Source organism: Rhodococcus sp. YH1 (genome assembly GCF_009939605.1).
GTDB lineage: Bacteria > Actinomycetota > Actinomycetes > Mycobacteriales > Mycobacteriaceae > Rhodococcus > Rhodococcus aetherivorans.
Window position 1 is genome coordinate 17,061 of sequence record NZ_WVTE01000212.1, and the last position, 15,491, is coordinate 32,551.

The 15,491-nt window shown below is 72.2% G+C and carries 14 protein-coding genes; 7 read left to right on the forward strand and 7 right to left on the reverse strand.

Going from position 1 to position 15,491, the window contains the following annotated elements:
• Positions 1-12: 12 nt before the first annotated feature.
• Together radA and AIIKEEIJ_RS15790 are read right to left on the reverse strand one after the other, a co-directional pair.
• Entirely contained in the window at positions 13-1,431 is a 1,419-nt protein-coding gene (radA, locus tag AIIKEEIJ_RS15785) for a DNA repair protein RadA (protein WP_161996061.1), read from the reverse strand.
• A 92-nt stretch (positions 1,432-1,523) separates the two neighbouring features.
• Positions 1,524-2,162 carry a hypothetical protein gene (locus AIIKEEIJ_RS15790; protein WP_006947912.1) on the reverse strand — a complete coding sequence of 213 codons (639 nt, stop codon included), beginning with the start codon at positions 2,160-2,162 and terminating at the stop codon, positions 1,524-1,526.
• A 287-nt stretch (positions 2,163-2,449) separates the two neighbouring features.
• Here AIIKEEIJ_RS15790 and carD point away from each other — a divergent pair, with 287 nt between their 5' ends.
• From carD to AIIKEEIJ_RS15820, 6 genes are all read left to right on the forward strand, one after another.
• Complete coding sequence (carD, locus tag AIIKEEIJ_RS15795; protein ID WP_003935974.1) at positions 2,450-2,938, forward strand: RNA polymerase-binding transcription factor CarD; 489 nt, start codon at positions 2,450-2,452, stop codon at positions 2,936-2,938.
• A 27-nt stretch (positions 2,939-2,965) separates the two neighbouring features.
• The gene (gene ispD, locus AIIKEEIJ_RS15800) at positions 2,966-3,658 is read left to right on the forward strand and encodes a 2-C-methyl-D-erythritol 4-phosphate cytidylyltransferase (RefSeq protein ID WP_006947915.1); all 693 of its coding nucleotides are present in this window, start codon (positions 2,966-2,968) and stop codon (positions 3,656-3,658) included.
• On the forward strand, positions 3,659-4,135 hold the full coding sequence (gene ispF / locus AIIKEEIJ_RS15805; RefSeq protein ID WP_029540770.1) for a 2-C-methyl-D-erythritol 2,4-cyclodiphosphate synthase: 477 nt from the start codon (positions 3,659-3,661) through the stop codon (positions 4,133-4,135).
• An 11-nt stretch (positions 4,136-4,146) separates the two neighbouring features.
• Positions 4,147-5,541 (forward strand): cysteine--tRNA ligase, encoded by a 1,395-nt coding sequence (cysS, locus tag AIIKEEIJ_RS15810; RefSeq protein WP_161996062.1) that lies wholly within the window; start codon positions 4,147-4,149, stop codon positions 5,539-5,541.
• The gene (gene rlmB / locus AIIKEEIJ_RS15815; RefSeq protein WP_029540775.1) at positions 5,541-6,503 is read left to right on the forward strand and encodes a 23S rRNA (guanosine(2251)-2'-O)-methyltransferase RlmB; all 963 of its coding nucleotides are present in this window, start codon (positions 5,541-5,543) and stop codon (positions 6,501-6,503) included. Before cysS ends, rlmB begins: the two co-directional genes overlap by 1 nt.
• 143 nt (positions 6,504-6,646) lie before the next feature.
• Positions 6,647-7,132: a hypothetical protein gene (locus tag AIIKEEIJ_RS15820; protein ID WP_029540778.1), complete on the forward strand. Its 486-nt coding sequence runs from the start codon at positions 6,647-6,649 to the stop codon at positions 7,130-7,132.
• Positions 7,133-7,144: 12 nt separating this feature from the next.
• Here the strand turns inward: AIIKEEIJ_RS15820 and AIIKEEIJ_RS15825 are convergent, their stop codons facing one another.
• On the reverse strand, positions 7,145-8,014 hold the full coding sequence (locus AIIKEEIJ_RS15825) for a 5-oxoprolinase/urea amidolyase family protein (RefSeq protein WP_161996063.1): 870 nt from the start codon (positions 8,012-8,014) through the stop codon (positions 7,145-7,147).
• A 49-nt stretch (positions 8,015-8,063) separates the two neighbouring features.
• Positions 8,064-8,495 (reverse strand): STAS domain-containing protein, encoded by a 432-nt coding sequence (locus AIIKEEIJ_RS15830; protein WP_029540784.1) that lies wholly within the window; start codon positions 8,493-8,495, stop codon positions 8,064-8,066.
• 268 nt (positions 8,496-8,763) lie between these two features.
• Here AIIKEEIJ_RS15830 and AIIKEEIJ_RS15835 point away from each other — a divergent pair, with 268 nt between their 5' ends.
• Complete coding sequence (locus AIIKEEIJ_RS15835; protein WP_006947935.1) at positions 8,764-10,029, forward strand: MFS transporter; 1,266 nt, start codon at positions 8,764-8,766, stop codon at positions 10,027-10,029.
• Here AIIKEEIJ_RS15835 and AIIKEEIJ_RS15840 read toward each other — a convergent pair.
• Genes AIIKEEIJ_RS15840 through AIIKEEIJ_RS15850 form a run of 3 tightly spaced genes read right to left on the reverse strand, consistent with a single transcriptional unit; the run spans position 10,017 to position 15,449 of the window.
• Positions 10,017-13,673, reverse strand: coding sequence for a hydantoinase B/oxoprolinase family protein (locus tag AIIKEEIJ_RS15840; RefSeq protein ID WP_102800432.1), 3,657 nt, complete (start codon positions 13,671-13,673; stop codon positions 10,017-10,019). The genes AIIKEEIJ_RS15835 and AIIKEEIJ_RS15840 overlap by 13 nt on opposite strands.
• A 52-nt stretch (positions 13,674-13,725) precedes the next feature.
• Positions 13,726-14,640 carry a metal ABC transporter permease gene (locus AIIKEEIJ_RS15845; protein WP_006943426.1) on the reverse strand — a complete coding sequence of 305 codons (915 nt, stop codon included), beginning with the start codon at positions 14,638-14,640 and terminating at the stop codon, positions 13,726-13,728.
• Entirely contained in the window at positions 14,637-15,449 is an 813-nt protein-coding gene (locus AIIKEEIJ_RS15850) for a metal ABC transporter ATP-binding protein (protein WP_202917110.1), read from the reverse strand. Before AIIKEEIJ_RS15850 ends, AIIKEEIJ_RS15845 begins: the two co-directional genes overlap by 4 nt.
• Positions 15,450-15,491: the final 42 nt, after the last annotated feature.

A 15,491-nucleotide genomic window follows, 5' to 3' on the forward strand; every position in this document is an offset into this window, starting at 1 on the left:
GTTCCGACACGTCTACATGCCCAGCGCGGCGAGCGCCTGGCCGACGTTGCCGACCTCGATCGGATCCCCGGCGGAGGCCGGGGACCGCGACGTGCGGCCACCCACCGGGGCCGCCGCGGGTTCGTGCGGCACGATCGCGCGGGTGAATCCGAGCCGCCCCGCCTCCGCGATGCGCCGCCCGACCCCGGTGACCCGGCGGACCTCGCCGGCGAGGCCGACCTCGCCGAGCAGCACCGTGCCCGGCGGCAGAGGGCGCTCACGTGCGGCCGACGCGACCGCCAGGGCCAGGGCCAGGTCCGCGGCCGGATCGGTGATGCGCATGCCGCCGACGGTCGAGGCGTAGACGTCGCACTTGCCGAGCGGCAGCCGGCATCGCCGCTCGAGTACCGCCAGCACCATCGCGACCCGTGCCGCATCCAGGCCGCTGACCGCGCGCCGGGGTGCGGGGTTCTGCGTCGGCACCACCAGCGCCTGCAGTTCGCCGAGCAGCGGCCGCTTGCCGTCCATGGTGACGGTGACGGCCGTGCCGGCCACTTCCTCGGTCCGATGGTGCAGGAACAGGCCCGACGGGTCGCTGACACCGACGATGCCGCCCTCGGTCAGTTCGAAGCAGCCCACCTCGTCGGCGGCACCGAAGCGGTTCTTCACCCCCCGCACCATGCGCAGGGTGGAGTGCTTGTCGCCCTCGAAGTGCAGCACCACGTCGACCAGATGCTCGAGCGAACGCGGACCCGCCACCGCACCGTCCTTGGTGACGTGCCCGATGAGCAGCACCGGGACGCCGCTGGCCTTGGCGAGCGAGGTCAGCGCGCTGGTCACCGCCCGGACCTGGGTGACGCCGCCGGACACGCCCTCCACGTCGGCGGCGAGCATCGTCTGCACGGAGTCCACCACCAGCAGCGTCGGCTTGACCTGCTCGATGTGTCCGAAGATGGTCGCCAGATCCGACTCGGCGGCGAGGAAGACGCGTTCGTGCACCGAACCCGTGCGGTCGGCGCGCAACCGTACCTGTCCCGCCGATTCCTCCCCGGTGACGTAGAGGGCCCGGTCGTCGCTGCCGCGCCGCGCCCAGCGGTGGACCACCTCGAGCAGCAGGGTGGACTTGCCGACGCCGGGCTCCCCGGCGAGCAGCACCACCGAGCCGGGAACGACGCCGCCGCCGAGCACCCGGTCGAGTTCCTCGATGCCGGTGGGCTTCGCGTGGGTGGTCCGGCTGTCGACGAGGGTCAGCGGCGTGGCCGGGGTCGTGGGGAGAAGTGCCGCGGCCCCGGCGCGGGCGAGCGAGGTGCCGGGCCGCGACGCCATCGCGGCAGGCAGGGCCGGCGCCTCGTCCATCGAACCCCACGTCCCGCAGTCGGGGCAGCGGCCGACCCATTTCGCGACGGTGTGCCCGCAGTCGGTGCAGCGGTAGATCGACTTCGTCTTTGCCACCACGTCAGCCTAGGGCCGGGGGCCGACACGAGAACGGGGCCCGGGGCGAGCGGAGTGCTCGCCCCGGGCCCCGGGTGCCTCGGGGGTGCCGGTCAGTGACCCTCGCCCTCGACCGGCGACTTCTCGGAGACGTTGCGCTCGACGTCCGTGCCGGCGTCGACCGGGACCTGCATGGTGACGTCGCCGGCCTCGGCGAAGGTGAACGTGACCGGGATGGTCAGGCCGGGGCGCACGCCCTCCTTCAGTCCGGTGAGCTCGACCTGGGCCACGGACGGGGTGTCGGAGGACTCGGCGGCCTCGGCGGGACGCGGGGACTCGTCGGTCGCGGCTTCGGCGGTCGCGTCCTCGGCGAGGGTTTCGCCGGTCAGGCCGGCCGAGATCGAGGCCTGCGGCTCGATGCGCAGGCCGGACACGCCGGTGGCGGAGGACGCGAAGTCGGTGGTGATGCGGGTCAGCTCGTCGGGGGTGGTCTCGCTCAGGTTGACCACGGTGAAGCCGAGCGCGGCCTTGCCGCCGGGTTCGAGGCTGTACTCCTCGGAGTCCGGGTAGATCACGTGCACGTTGCGCAGCGCGATGTTTCCGAGCTCGGCGCTGTTGCCGTTGACCGCGGCCACCTGGGTGGCGGTCTGGCTGATCTGACCGGCGCCGCAGGCGGACAGCGTGAGCGCCGCACCCGCGGCCAGGGCGAGAGCGGTCGCGACTCGGCGAGTCGGCGCTTTGGGAGCAGTCACGGGTTGTCCTCCACTCGAGTAAGGCTCGCAATCCACTAGGCAGAGTAGTAGTCGAAGGGCGCCGAGTCTGCGCCGGGGGCAGAAGTCGGGGCTTTCGTCCCGCTCGGGCCGCGTCCGCGGGGCTGCGAAGGGCCGCTCCGGCTGGTGTGTCGAACATCACCGGATGCACGTAACCGGTTGGCTGTCAAGTCCTACGCGCACGCGTCTGTGCCCCTGACCTGCGCCGTTGATGAGAGCCGGACGTAAGCACGTGTTAAACTCGAAGAATCGAAAGGGGCACGGGACACATGATTTTCAAGGTCGGAGATACCGTCGTATACCCCCATCACGGTGCGGCGCTGATCGAAGCTATCGAAACGCGCACCATCAAGGGTGAGCAGAAGGAATATCTGGTTCTGAAAGTCGCCCAGGGCGACCTGACGGTTCGGGTACCTGCGGATAATGCAGAATACGTCGGCGTTCGCGACGTGGTCGGGCAAGAAGGCCTCGACAAGGTTTTCCAGGTGCTGCGCGCACCGCACACCGAAGAGCCGACCAACTGGTCGCGGCGGTACAAGGCCAACCTCGAGAAGTTGGCCTCCGGAGACGTGAACAAGGTCGCCGAGGTCGTGCGTGACCTGTGGCGGCGGGAGCAGGACCGCGGCCTGTCCGCAGGTGAGAAGCGGATGCTGGCCAAGGCGCGGCAGATCCTCGTCGGCGAGCTCGCGCTCGCGGAGGGCACGGACGACGTCAAGGCCGACAGCCTGCTCGACGAGGTGCTCGCCGCCGCTTCCTGAGCGGCCGCGCGAACTGCAGAATTACAGATGAGCGATCGCAACGGGCCGGTCGTCGGAATCATTCCGGCGGCCGGCCGTGGTGTACGTCTGGGCGAATCGCTGCCCAAGGCGTTCGTCGAACTCGACGGGCGCACGATGCTGGACCGGGCAGTGGAGGCCATGCTGGCCTCGGCGGTGGTCGACCGCGTGGTCGTGGTGGTGCCGCCGGAGCTGGTGGCGTCCGTCGCGGCCACGGCGCCGGCGCGGGTGTGCGTGGTGGCGGGCGGCGCGGAGCGCACCGATTCGGTGCGCGCCGGGCTGGCGGCGGCGGAGGACGCCGCCTACGTCCTGGTGCACGACGCCGCACGCGCCCTCACTCCGCCGCGGTTGTTCGCCCGGATCGTGGTGGAACTGCGCGGCGGACGGTCCGCGGTGATCCCCGTGCTGCCGGTCGCGGACACCGTCAAGAGCGTCGACCGCGACGGCCGTGTCACCGGCACCCCCGACCGGTCCGTCCTCCGGGCGGTACAGACCCCGCAGGGATTCGAGGCCGGCCTGCTGCGCCGCGCCAACGCCGGCGCCGGGGACGCGACCGACGACGCCGGTCTCGTCGAGCGCCTCGGCGAGGGCGTGTACACCGTCCCGGGCGAACCGCTCGCCTTCAAGATCACCACACCGCTCGATCTGGTCCTGGCCCGTGCCGTGCTCGCGGCCGGGGCCCCCGTCGGACAGGAGAGCTGAGTGCGCGTCGGGATCGGAACCGATGTCCATCCGATCGAGCCCGGACGGCCGTGCTGGCTGGCCGGTCTGCTGTTCGAGGACGCCGACGGGTGTGCGGGGCATTCGGACGGTGACGTCGCGGCCCACGCGCTGTGCGACGCCCTGCTCTCCGCGGCCGGCCTCGGCGACCTCGGTTCCGTCTTCGGCACCGGCCGGCCGGAGATGCACGGCGCGAGCGGTGCGGCCATGCTCGCCGAGGTGCGGCGCCTGCTCGACGGCGGGGGCTTCGCGATCGGGAATGCCGCCGTCCAGGTGATCGGGAACAGGCCCAGGATCGGTCCCCGCCGCGACGAGGCGCAGCGGGTGCTGTCCGAGGCGCTCGGGGCGCCGGTGTCGGTGTCGGCGACGACGACGGACGGCCTCGGCCTGACCGGGCGCGGCGAGGGCGTCGCGGCCGTCGCGACGGCACTCGTATTTTCGCGCGACGACGACCGGTAGGATGGCCGGTCGTGACCTTGCGCTTGTTCGACACCGAATCGCGGGCCGTGCGGGATTTCGTTCCGCTGGTCCCCGGCCGGGCTTCGGTGTACCTCTGTGGCGCGACGGTCCAGGGTGAGCCCCACATCGGTCATGTGCGCAGCGGCGTCGCCTTCGACGTGCTGCGGCGCTGGCTCACGGCGAAGGGCCTGGATGTCGCCTTTGTGAGAAACGTCACAGACATCGACGACAAGATTCTGCGCAAGGCCACCGAGGCGGGCCGGCCCTGGTGGGAGTGGAAGACGACCTACGAGCGGGCCTTCGCCCGCGCCTACGACCAACTCGGTGTGCTGCCGCCGTCGGTGGAGCCTCGCGCGACGGGTCACGTCACCCAGATGGTCGAGCTGATGCAGCGCCTGATCGACGCCGGGCACGCCTACGCGGCCGACGGGAACGTCTATTTCGACGTGCTCAGCTACCCCGAGTACGGCCGGCTGTCGGGCCACCGGATAGACGACGTCCATCAGGGGGAGAGCGCGGGCAGCGGCAAGCGGGATCCGCGGGACTTCACCCTGTGGAAGGCGGCGAAGCCGGGCGAGCCGTCGTGGCCGACGCCGTGGGGCCGCGGCCGCCCGGGCTGGCACCTCGAGTGCTCCGCGATGGCCGAGTACTACCTCGGCGAGTCCTTCGACATCCACTGCGGCGGAATGGATCTCGTCTTCCCGCACCACGAGAACGAGATCGCCCAGGCCAAGGCCGCCGGCGACGGGTTCGCGCGGTACTGGCTGCACAACGGCTGGGTCACGATGGGCGGCGAGAAGATGTCCAAGTCGCTCGGCAACGTGCTGTCCATCCCGAACGTGCTCGCCCGGGTGCGGCCCCAGGAGCTGCGGTACTACCTGGGCAGTGCCCACTACCGGTCCATGCTCGAATACTCCGACGCCGCGCTGCACGAGGCGGCGGCCGGGTACCGCGGCCTCGAGGCGTTCGTCCTCAAGACCCGGGACCGGGCCGGCGAGATCCCGGTAGGAACGTGGACCGAGGAGTTCGCCGCGGCGCTCGACGACGATCTCGGCGTCCCGAAGGCGCTCGCCGAGATCCACGGCCGGCGCAGCGAGGGCAACAAGGCGCTCGACGCCGGCGACCTGGACACCGCGGTGCACATCGCCGCGCAGGTACGCGCCATGCTCGGCATCCTGGGGGTGGACCCGCTCGACCCGCACTGGGCCGAGGTGGCCGGCCGCGACTCGGCGGCCCTCGAGGCCCTCGAGGTGCTGGTGGCTGCCGAACTCGACCGCCGGCAGGCGGCGCGGGCCGCGAAGAACTGGGCGCTCGCCGACGAGGTGCGCGATCGATTGACGGCGGCGGGCATCGAGGTGACCGATACGCCGAACGGACCCGAGTGGTCCCTGAAAGCAGGGCAGTGATGGCTGGAAATTCTCAGCGACGAGGTGCGGTCCGCAAGGGCGGCACCAAGAAGGGCCAGGTCGTCGGGTCCGGCGGGCAGCGCCGCCGCGGCCTCGAGGGCCGCGGTGCCACCCCCAAGGCCGAGGACCGGCCGTACCATCCCGCCGCGCGGCGCGCCCGCGCCGCGGCGAAGGCCGCCGACAAGCGCGGCCGCAGCACCGCCGGCCGCAAGGGCGAGGACGGGCCGGAGATGGTGCTCGGCCGCAACCCGGTCGTGGAGTGCCTGCGCGCGGATGTTCCCGCGACGGCGCTGTACGTCGCGGTCGGCGCCGAGGCGGACGAGCGCCTCAAGGAGGCCGTGCAGCGGGCCGGGGACGCGGGCATCTCGATCCTCGAGGTTCCGCGCGGCGAGCTCGACCGTCTCACCGCCAACGGCATGCACCAGGGCATCGGGTTGCAGGTCCCGCCGTACCGCTACGCCCATCCGGACGACCTGCTGGCCGTCGCCCACGACCACCACGAGCGGCCGCTGCTGGTGGCCCTCGACAACATCACCGATCCGCGGAACCTCGGCGCGGTGATCCGGTCGGTGGCCGCGTTCGGCGGGCACGGCGTGCTGATCCCGCAGCGGCGCAGCGCCGCGGTCACGGCGGTGGCGTGGCGGACCAGCGCGGGTGCCGCGGCGCGCCTCCCCGTCGCCCGGGCGACGAACCTGACGCGCACCCTCAAGGAGTGGCAGTCCCGGGGCGTCCGGGTCGTCGGGCTGGATGCGGGGGGCGACACCAGCCTCGACGAGTTCGACGGCACCGATCCGGTGGTGATTGTCGTCGGCTCCGAGGGCAAGGGACTGTCGCGCCTGGTCCGCGAGACGTGCGACTCGATCCTGTCGATCCCGATGGCCGGCGACGTGGAGTCGCTCAACGCGTCCGTCGCCGCCGGCGTCGTCCTCGCGGACATCGCGCGTCAGCGCCGCCTGCAGTAGTCCCGGATCCGCGCCGACGGTCGGCCGCGGCACCCATCGAGGTGGCGGCCGACCGGGGACCACGCGGCCGGATGTTCCGGGGAACGGTTCCGTCCCCGACTGCGTCGAATCGGGTAGAGCGATCGACCGCGGACGGGGGACACATGGCACATCGAACCGAATTCACCGGACGGATCGAGATCGATCCTCCGCTGAACCGGCAGGAGATCGACTTTCTCGTCGCGTTCGCCGGCCCGGCGAGTGGCCCGCACCGTTCGCCCGCCGACGGACTGCCCAGGCGGGGACGCCCGCTGTCGTGGTGCCAGTGGGTGCCCACCGCCGACGGCACCGCACTCGGCTGGAACGGCGGCGACTGCTTCTACTTCTACACGGAGTGGCTGGCCTACCTGATCGACACCTTCCTCTCGCGCCGGGCGCGGTTGCGCCGCGCGTCGCGGGGCCCGCGTGCGACGGTCCCGGCCGGATGCACGGGTTTCACGTTCGACCACGTGCTCGACGGCACGGTCGACGTCCGCACGCCGGCCGGCACGTTGCGACGAATCACCGTGCGGGACAATCGCGTCGAGGAACACCTCGTTGCGGGCCCGGGCCTCGCGGTCCGGTCGTCGAGCGATGCGGCGGTGTCCTGACCGGTCGCGGGGTCACCGCGTGAGGGTGGCGACGAACCGCACCCGGTGCCCCGGCTCGAGCTGCGCGGCGACGGGAAGATCGGCGGGCACGACGACGGCGATCACCGGGTGGTCGCCGACGACGGGATGGTCGGCCAGGAACAGGATGGGGTTGCCGTCCGGGGGAACCTGCACCGAGCCCGCGACGGTCGGCTCCGGGCGGTCGGTCCCGCCCCGCGCGAGACGCAGCCTGCCCGGGCCGTGCAACCGGATCCCGACGCGGTCCAGCTGCGGCGTCACGGTCCACGTCTCGTGCAGCAGCGCGTGCACCGAACCGGCGCTGAACACCTCGGAGTGCCGGCTCAGACGCACACGCAGCATCGCCGGATCCTCGATCGGGGCCGGCGGCGGGATCTGCTCCTCGATGGGCAGCTCGCCCGCCAGGGTGCCGACCGGGAGCCGGTCGCCGTCCCTGATCGGGGCGGGGCCGGTCCCGGTCAGGGTGTCGGTGGATCGGCTGCCGTGGGTCTCGGGCACGTCGATTCCGCCGCGCACCGCCAGGTACGAGCGCAGCCCCCTCGACGGGCTGCCCAGCGCCAGCACGTCACCGTCGTCCAGCTTCAGCATCGCGTAGTCGGCCTCGGGGTGGCCGTCGACGGTCACCGGCACGCGGGCGCCCGTCACCGCGACGACGTTCTCGCCGATGCTGCGCACGGTCAGCCCGCCGGCGGCGACCTCGAGGGTCGCGGCGGCGGGCTCGTTGCCGACCAGCCGGTTGGCGGCGTCGTGCGCCGCGCGGTCGGCGGCGCCGGACGTGCCCAGCCCGTGGTCCCCGTGTTCCGGCCGGCCGCGGTCCTGGACGGTGGTGAACATCCCGCTGTGGACGACTTCGAGCCCCTGCATGGGGAAATTGTCCCCGGAACCGCGGGGGTGCCGGGGGCGTCTTCGCGAATCAGCTCGCCGCGGAGCAGGGCGGTTCGACGGCGGTGACCAGCGGGCCGCCGGCCGGAACCAGGGAGCCGACGGCCGAATCGAGGTTGTCGTGCAGATTCAGGCGGGAGCGGACCCCGGCCGCGGCGATCGTCCGGCGGACGCGTCCTGCCGGGGCGACGACGGCGACGGTGCCGGGATGGGCGGAGGTCGCGCGCAGGAGGATCGTGAGGCCCACCGCGCCGAAGAAGGTGACGCCGCCCATGTCGGCGACGAGGGCACGGCCGCGATGGGCGTTGTCGAGCGCGGAGCGCAGCAGGTGCGCGGTGGTCATGTCGATCTCGCCGGCGACCGAGAGCACGGCGTATCCGGCACGTTCCGACAGGGTGGCTCCGAAGGCCGGCGACGGTGCGGGGGAATCGGACGGAGTCTCGGGAGTAGTGGGGTCGATCATCGGCACGAACCTTTCGCTCGGGATGTCTCGACGCCGTGGATCCGACGCTGTTTCGCAAAAGCAAGCATGTCGCAGTTCGATAACGGCCCAGGACCGCGCTCCATAGCGAAATGATCTCGAAAAGATAGCGATGAGATAACGGAGACGGGAAAGGCCTGGCAGAGGAGAGGACCGGACTGCGCGGAACCGGCCGCTTCGCCGCCCGAAAATCGCTCGTGCCGGCCGCCGTGCTCCTGCTAGCGTCGCGGCACCGCCTCCTCCCGAGTGAATGCCGACCGCCGTGACCACCCTCGACCTGACCACCCGCCGCTTCGCGCCGCTGATCCTCCTCAACGTCGCCACCCTGCTGTCCGCCACCGGCAACGGCATCGTAGTCGTCGCGCTGCCGTGGCTGGTGCTCGAGCAGACCGGCCGGGCCACCGACGCGGCGATCGTCGCGGGCGCGGCCACCGTGCCGCTGCTGCTGGCAAGCCTGCTCACCGGCACCGTCGTCGACCGGTTCGGCCGGCGGCGCACCGCCGTGGTCTCGGATGCCCTCTCGGCGCTGTCGGTCGCGACGATCCCCGTGCTCGCGGCCACCGTCGGACTCTCGGTGCCCCTGCTCGCCGCACTCGCGGCGCTCGGTGCCGTGTTCGACCCGGCGGGCATCTCGGCGCGGGAGTCGATGCTGCCGGCGGCGACCCGCGCCGCCGGGTGGTCGCTGGACCGTGTCAACAGCCTCTACGAGGCGAACTACAACCTCGCCTACCTGATCGGACCGGGTGTCGGCGGTGTCCTCATCGCGGCGGTCGGTCCCGAGAACACCCTGTGGGTGACGTCGGCGTGCTTCGTGCTCTCCCTCGTCACCGTCGCCTTCCTCCGGCTCGAGCACGCCGGCCGGCCCGACCGGGCCACCCGGCCCGCCTCGCTGTGGGCCGGCACCCTCGAGGGGCTGCGGTTCGTGTGGCGCGACCGGTTGCTGCGCACGCTCGCGCTGGTCGACATGGTCATCATGGCGCTGTTCCTGCCGATCGAGTCGGTGCTGCTGCCCGCCTACTTCACCGGCCTGGACGCACCCGCTCAGCTCGGCTGGGTGCTGATGTCGCTGAGCATCGGTGGCCTGGTGGGTGCCCTGGCCTACGGCGCCTTCGCACCGCGCCTGCGGCGCCGCACCCTGATGCTCGTCGCGGTCACGGTGCTGGGCGCGGCGACGACCGGCATGGCGTTCCTGCCGCCGCTGGGGGTCCTCGTGCTGCTGGGTGTCCTCATCGGCCTGGTGTTCGGCCCGGTGGGGCCGATCGGGAACTGGGCCATGCAGACCCGCAGCCCGGAGCACATGCGCGGCCGCGTCGTCGGTGTGATGACCTCGACCGCGTACGCGGCGGGCCCGGTCGGGATCCTGGTCGCCGGGCCCCTGATCGACGCGGCGGGTGTGCGGACGACGTTCTTCGCGTTGGCCGTGCCGATGATGTTCGTCGCCGCGGTGTGTTTCGCGCTGCCCGTCCTGCGGGAACTGGATCCCACCCCGGAGTCCCGTGCGGCCTACCGGCCGTAGCCGCCCCCGCCCGGCGTCTCGACCACGAGCACGTCACCGATCCCGACCTCGACGGAGTCGCAGCCGGCCATGTGGGTGACGGCGCCGTCGGCGCGCTCGATGCGGTTGCTGCCCAGCGCTCCCGGCTCGCCCCCGGCCATCCCGTACGGCGGCACGCGCCGGTGCCCGGAGAGTGTGCTGACGGTCATCGGCTCGAGGAACCGGAGCCGGCGCACGGCGCCGTCGCCGCCGCGCCACCGGCCGCCGCCCCCGCTGCCGTGACGAATCGTGAAGGCCTCCAGCAACACCGGAAGGCGCCACTCCAGTACCTCCGGATCGGTGAGCCGCGAGTTCGTCATGTGGGTCTGCACCACCGACGTCCCGTCGAACCCCTCGCCGGCGCCCGACCCGGAGCCGAGCGTCTCGTAGTACTGGTATCGCGCGTTGCCGAAGGTGACGTTGTTCATCGTGCCGGCGCCCTCGGCCTGCACCCGCAGCGCCGCGTAGAGCGCGCCGGTGACGGCCTGCGACGTCTCGACGTTGCCCGCGACGACGGCGGCGGGGAACTCGGGGGCGAGCATCGACCCGTCGGGGACGACGATGTGCAACGGACGCAGGCACCCGTCGTTGAGGGGGATGTCATCGGCGACGAGCGTGCGGAAGACGTACAGCGCCGCGGCCCGCGTGACGGACGAGGGCGCGTTGAAGTTCGACGCGAGTTGCGGTGACGTGCCGGTGAAGTCGATCGTCGCCGAGCGCGCCCGCCGGTCGACGGTGACCCGCACCGCGATCACCGCACCGGAGTCCATCTCGTAGCGGTACTCGCCGTCGTGGAGGCGGTCGACGACGCGGCGCACCTCCTCCTCGGCGTTGTCCTGCACGTGGCGCATGTAGGCCTGGACGACGTCGAGACCGAAGTGGTCGATCATCCGGCCCACCTCGACCACCCCGCGGGCGTTGGCCGCGATCTGTGCGCGCAGGTCCGCGAGGTTGGTGTCCGGGTTCCGGGACGGGTACGGGCCGCCGGTGAGCAGCGCGCGGGTGTCGGCCTCCCGGAAGGTTCCGTTCTCGACGAGCAGCCAGTTGTCGAACAGCACGCCCTCCTCGCGGATGTCGTGGCTGCCGGAGGGCATAGAACCCGGTGTCGATCCGCCTATTTCGGCGTGGTGACCGCGGGAGGCGACGAAGAAGAGGATGTGCTCGCCGGACCCGTCCGGCCCGGGGCCGAAGACCGGCGTGATCACCGTGACGTCCGGCAGGTGGGTACCGCCGTGGTACGGGTCGTTGACCGCGTACACGTCACCCGGCTTCATCGACCCGTGCCGGCGGCGCACCACCTCCTGCACGCTCGTGCCCATCGAGCCGAGATGGACGGGGATGTGTGGCGCGTTCGCGATCAGGTTTCCGTCCGGGTCGAACAGCGCGCACGAGAAGTCCAGGCGCTCCTTGATGTTCACCGACTGCGCGGTGGATTCGAGGGTGGTGCCCATCTGCTCGGCGATCGACATGAACAGGTTGTTGAAGATCTCGAGCATCACCGGGTCGGCGTGGGTGCTCACCGCGGTGTCGTCGTGGGCGTGCACCCGGGTGAGCACGAGATGGCCCTGCTCCGACATCGTCGCCGCCCAGCCGGCCTCGACGACGGTGGTCGAGTTGTCCTCCGCGACGATTGCCGGGCCGGCCACGGCGTCGCCGGGGGAGAGGTGTTCGCGGCGGTGCAGGGGGGCATCGCGCCACGCGCCGTCGACGAACATCCGGACGGTGCCGCGCGGCGGGCGGGTGGGCTCGGGTGCGCCGCTGTCGTCGCTGCGGCCGCGTCCGAGCCCGGACAGGTCGGGCCGGCGCGTCGCCCCGACGGCCTCGACCGCGACGGCATCGACGATCAGCGGACGGTCCATGAGGAAGGAGTAGGTGCGCCGGTGCACGGCCTCGAACTCCGCGGTCATCGTCGCCGGGTCGGCGAGCGCGACGGGCACGGACGTGTCGGTGCCGTCGTAGCGCAGGTGCGCCCGGAAGGCCACGTCGATGCGTTCGGGGGGCACGTCCTCGTCGAGCAGTTCCGCGCGCGCCGCGGCCTCGAGTTCGGCGGCGACGTCGCGCAGCCGCGGCATCGCCTCGGCGTTCAGTTCGACGACGACGGACTGCTCGCGCATCGCGGTGGTGTCCGCGAGACCCATGCCGAGCGCGGACAGGACACCGGCCAGCGGCGGCACGAGGACGGTCCGGATGCCGAGCGAGTCGGCCACCGCGCAGGCGTGCTGCCCGCCGGCGCCGCCGAAGGTCGTCAACGCGTACTCGGTGACGTCGTGTCCCTTCTGCACCGAGATGCGCTTGACGGCGTTGGCCATGTTCGCCACCGCGATCTGCAGGAAGCCGGCGGCGACCTCCTCGGGGCTGCGGTCGTCGCCGGTCGCCTCGCGGATCTCGGCGGCCAGGGCGGCGAACCGGGCCCGCACCGTCTCGTCGTCCAGCGGTTGGTCGCCGCCGGGACCGAACACGTGCGGGAAGTGCGCGGGCTGCACGCGGCCGAGCATGACGTTGGCGTCGGTGACGGTGAGCGGGCCGCCGCCGCGGTAGCAGGCCGGCCCGGGGTCGGCGCCGGCGGAATCGGGCCCCACCCGGTACCGGCTGCCGTCGAAGTGCAGGATCGAGCCGCCGCCGGCGGCGACGGTGTGGATGTCCATCATGGGGGCGCGCAACCGCACCCCGGCGACGACGGTGTGGAAGACGCGCTCGTATTCCCCGGCGAAGTGCGACACGTCCGTCGACGTTCCGCCCATGTCGAACCCGATCACCTTGTCGAACCCGGCCAGCGCCGACATCCGGCTCATGCCGACGATGCCCCCGGCAGGACCGGAGAGGATCGCGTCCTTGCCGCGGAAGTGCATCGCCTCGGTGAGCCCGCCGTTGGACTGCATGAACATCAGCCGCACGCCCGGCAGTTCCTCGGCCACGCGGTCCACGTAGTGGCGGAGCACGGGCGAGAGGTACGCGTCGACGACGGTGGTGTCGCCGCGCGGCACCAGCTTCATCAGCGGGCTGGCGACCGCGGACAGCGAGATCTGCCCGAAGCCGAGACGCTCGGCGAGCTCACCGATCGCGTGCTCGTGCTGCGGGTACAGGTGGCTGTGCATGCACACCACGGCGACGGAGTCGATGCCGTCGTCGCGCACCTGCCTCAGGTCCCGCTCGAGCCGGTCGAGGTCGGGGGCACGCAGCACCGTGCCGTCGGCCCGGATGCGTTCGTCGACCTCGAGCACCCGCTCGTACAGCAGCTCGGGCAGCACGATGTTGCGCTCGAAGATCCGCGGCCGGTTCTGGTAGCCGATGCGCAGCGCGTCCCGGAAACCGGCGGTGATCACCAGGGCGGTCCGGTCGCCCTTGCGCTCGAGCAGTGCGTTGGTCGCGACGGTGGTGCCCATGCGCACCTGCTCGACGAGGTCGGCGGTGACGGGTTCGCCGGCGGGCACCCCGAGCAGCTCCCGGATCCCGGCGACGGCCGCGTCCCGGTACCGGGACGGGTTCTCCGACAACAGCTTGTGGGTGACCAGGGCACCGTCGGGCCGGCGGGCGACGACATCGGTGAAGGTGCCGCCGCGGTCCACCCAGAACTCCCAGCGCCCGGGTGTCCGGTCTCGTTCGCTCGCCTGCTCCGCTGTCGCCATGACAGCAGGTTAGCCACCGCGTGCGGGACGGCCCAGACCGCCGCACCCGGGCTCAGGCGGTGACGGCCGCGGCCCTGTCCGGGGCCGGCGCGGGCGCTCTGCGTCCGGTGCCGCGCCGGGTGCGGGCCGCGCCGATTCCGCGGCACACGAGATAGATGACGAACGCGATCGCCGTGATGAACGCCGAGACCGGCACGCCGGGCGCGAGGGCGAGCAGGATCCCACCGACCGCGGAGACCTCCGCGAAGATCACGGCCAGCACCGTCGCGGCGAGCGGGCCGCCGGCCACCCGGGACGCCGCGGCGGCCGGGGTGATGAGCAGCGCCATCACCAGCAGGGCCCCGACGATCTGCACGCCGAGGGCGGCGGTGATTCCGACCAGCACGGCGAAGACGATGGACAGCGCCCGCACCGGCACCCCGCGCGCGGCGGCGACCTCGGGGTCGGTGCTGGCGAACAGCAGCGGGCGGTAGATGACCAGCATGGTGCCGATGACGCCGACGGCGCAGGCGGCGAGCAGCGCGATGCCCGTGCCACCCGGCGCGACGATCTGGCCGGTGAGGAGGGAGAACGCGGCGCCGGTGCGGCCGTCGTAGGCCCACAGCAACAGCACGGCCAGACCGAGCCCGAACGCCATGACGACGCCGATGACGGAATCGCGTTCACGGGCGCGGGTGCCGAGGACACCGAAGAGGATGGCCGCCACCACCGCCCCCAGCACGGCGCCGAGTCCGACGGAGACGCCGATGATCAGGGCCGCGGCGGCACCGGTGAGCGAGAGCTCGGAGGTGCCGTGCACGGAGAATGCCATCTGACGGCTGATCACCAGCGGCCCGATCACGCCCGCGAGCAGGCCGAGGATCGCGCCGGCCAGCAGGGCCTGCTGCACGAAGTCGTACTGGAGCAGGTCGACGGTGGCCTGCACGTCGAACATCCGGCCCATCGCGTCGGTGAACTTGCTGCTCAATGCTGATCCTCGTGATGGTCGTGGTGGACGCCCTCGCCGGGGCGCAGCCCGCCGGCGCTGCCGAGCGCGTCGATGGCGTCGCCGGTGCCGACGACGACGAGACGGCCGCGGATCTCGAGGACCTCGACGTCGGTGCGGTACAGCTCGGAGAGCACCTCGGAGGTCATCACCTCGGCGGGGGTGCCGATGCGGAACTGCCCGTCGACGAGATACAGCACGCGGTCCACCAGCGGCAGGATCGGGTTGATCTCGTGGGTGACGAACAGGACGGCGGTGCCGTGTTCGCGGCGACGACGGTCGATGAGGGACGACACGAGGTGCTGGTTGGCCAGGTCGAGACTGAGCAGCGGTTCGTCGCAGAGCATGACCCGCGGGTCGCCGACGAGGGCCTGCGCGATGCGCAGCCGCTGCTGTTCGCCGCCGGAGAGGGATCCGATCGGGGCGTTGGCGTAGGTTTCGGCGCCGACCTGCCGGATCGCGGCGTCGACGGCGCTGCGGCGGGTCTTCCAGTAGCGCAGGCCGGTGCCCCAGCGATGGCCGTCCACGCCGAGCCCGACGAGGTCGCGGCCGCGCAGGGGCACGCCCTCGTCGAGCGACTTCTGCTGCGGCACGTAGCCGACGTGCGAGTTGCCCGTGCGGGCGGGCGCGCCGGCGATCGTGGCGGTGCCACCGCTGAGGGGTAGCTGACCGAGCAGGACCTTCAGCAGCGTCGACTTGCCCGCCCCGTTGGGGCCGAGCACCGCGACGAACTCGCCGGGCTCGACGGTGAGATCGAGGCCCCGCCACAGGACGCGGTCGCCGAAGGCCATGCGGGCGTCGCGGAGCTCGACCGCGGCGGTGCGGCCGGCGGG

What these genes read in the sequence shown, in the direction of transcription:
- carD (WP_003935974.1), top strand. Translation starts at nt 2,450, where the DNA reads ATGATTTTCAAGGTCGGAGATACCGTCGTATACCCCCATCACGGTGCG.
- AIIKEEIJ_RS15820 (WP_029540778.1), top strand. Translation starts at nt 6,647, where the DNA reads ATGGCACATCGAACCGAATTCACCGGACGGATCGAGATCGATCCTCCG.
- AIIKEEIJ_RS15830 (WP_029540784.1), bottom strand. Translation starts at nt 8,495, where the DNA reads ATGATCGACCCCACTACTCCCGAGACTCCGTCCGATTCCCCCGCACCG.
- rlmB (WP_029540775.1), top strand. Translation starts at nt 5,541, where the DNA reads ATGGCTGGAAATTCTCAGCGACGAGGTGCGGTCCGCAAGGGCGGCACC.
- ispD (WP_006947915.1), top strand. Translation starts at nt 2,966, where the DNA reads ATGAGCGATCGCAACGGGCCGGTCGTCGGAATCATTCCGGCGGCCGGC.
- AIIKEEIJ_RS15850 (WP_202917110.1), bottom strand. Translation starts at nt 15,449, where the DNA reads ATGGCCTTCGGCGACCGCGTCCTGTGGCGGGGCCTCGATCTCACCGTC.
- AIIKEEIJ_RS15840 (WP_102800432.1), bottom strand. Translation starts at nt 13,673, where the DNA reads ATGGCGACAGCGGAGCAGGCGAGCGAACGAGACCGGACACCCGGGCGC.
- AIIKEEIJ_RS15835 (WP_006947935.1), top strand. Translation starts at nt 8,764, where the DNA reads ATGCCGACCGCCGTGACCACCCTCGACCTGACCACCCGCCGCTTCGCG.
- AIIKEEIJ_RS15825 (WP_161996063.1), bottom strand. Translation starts at nt 8,014, where the DNA reads ATGCAGGGGCTCGAAGTCGTCCACAGCGGGATGTTCACCACCGTCCAG.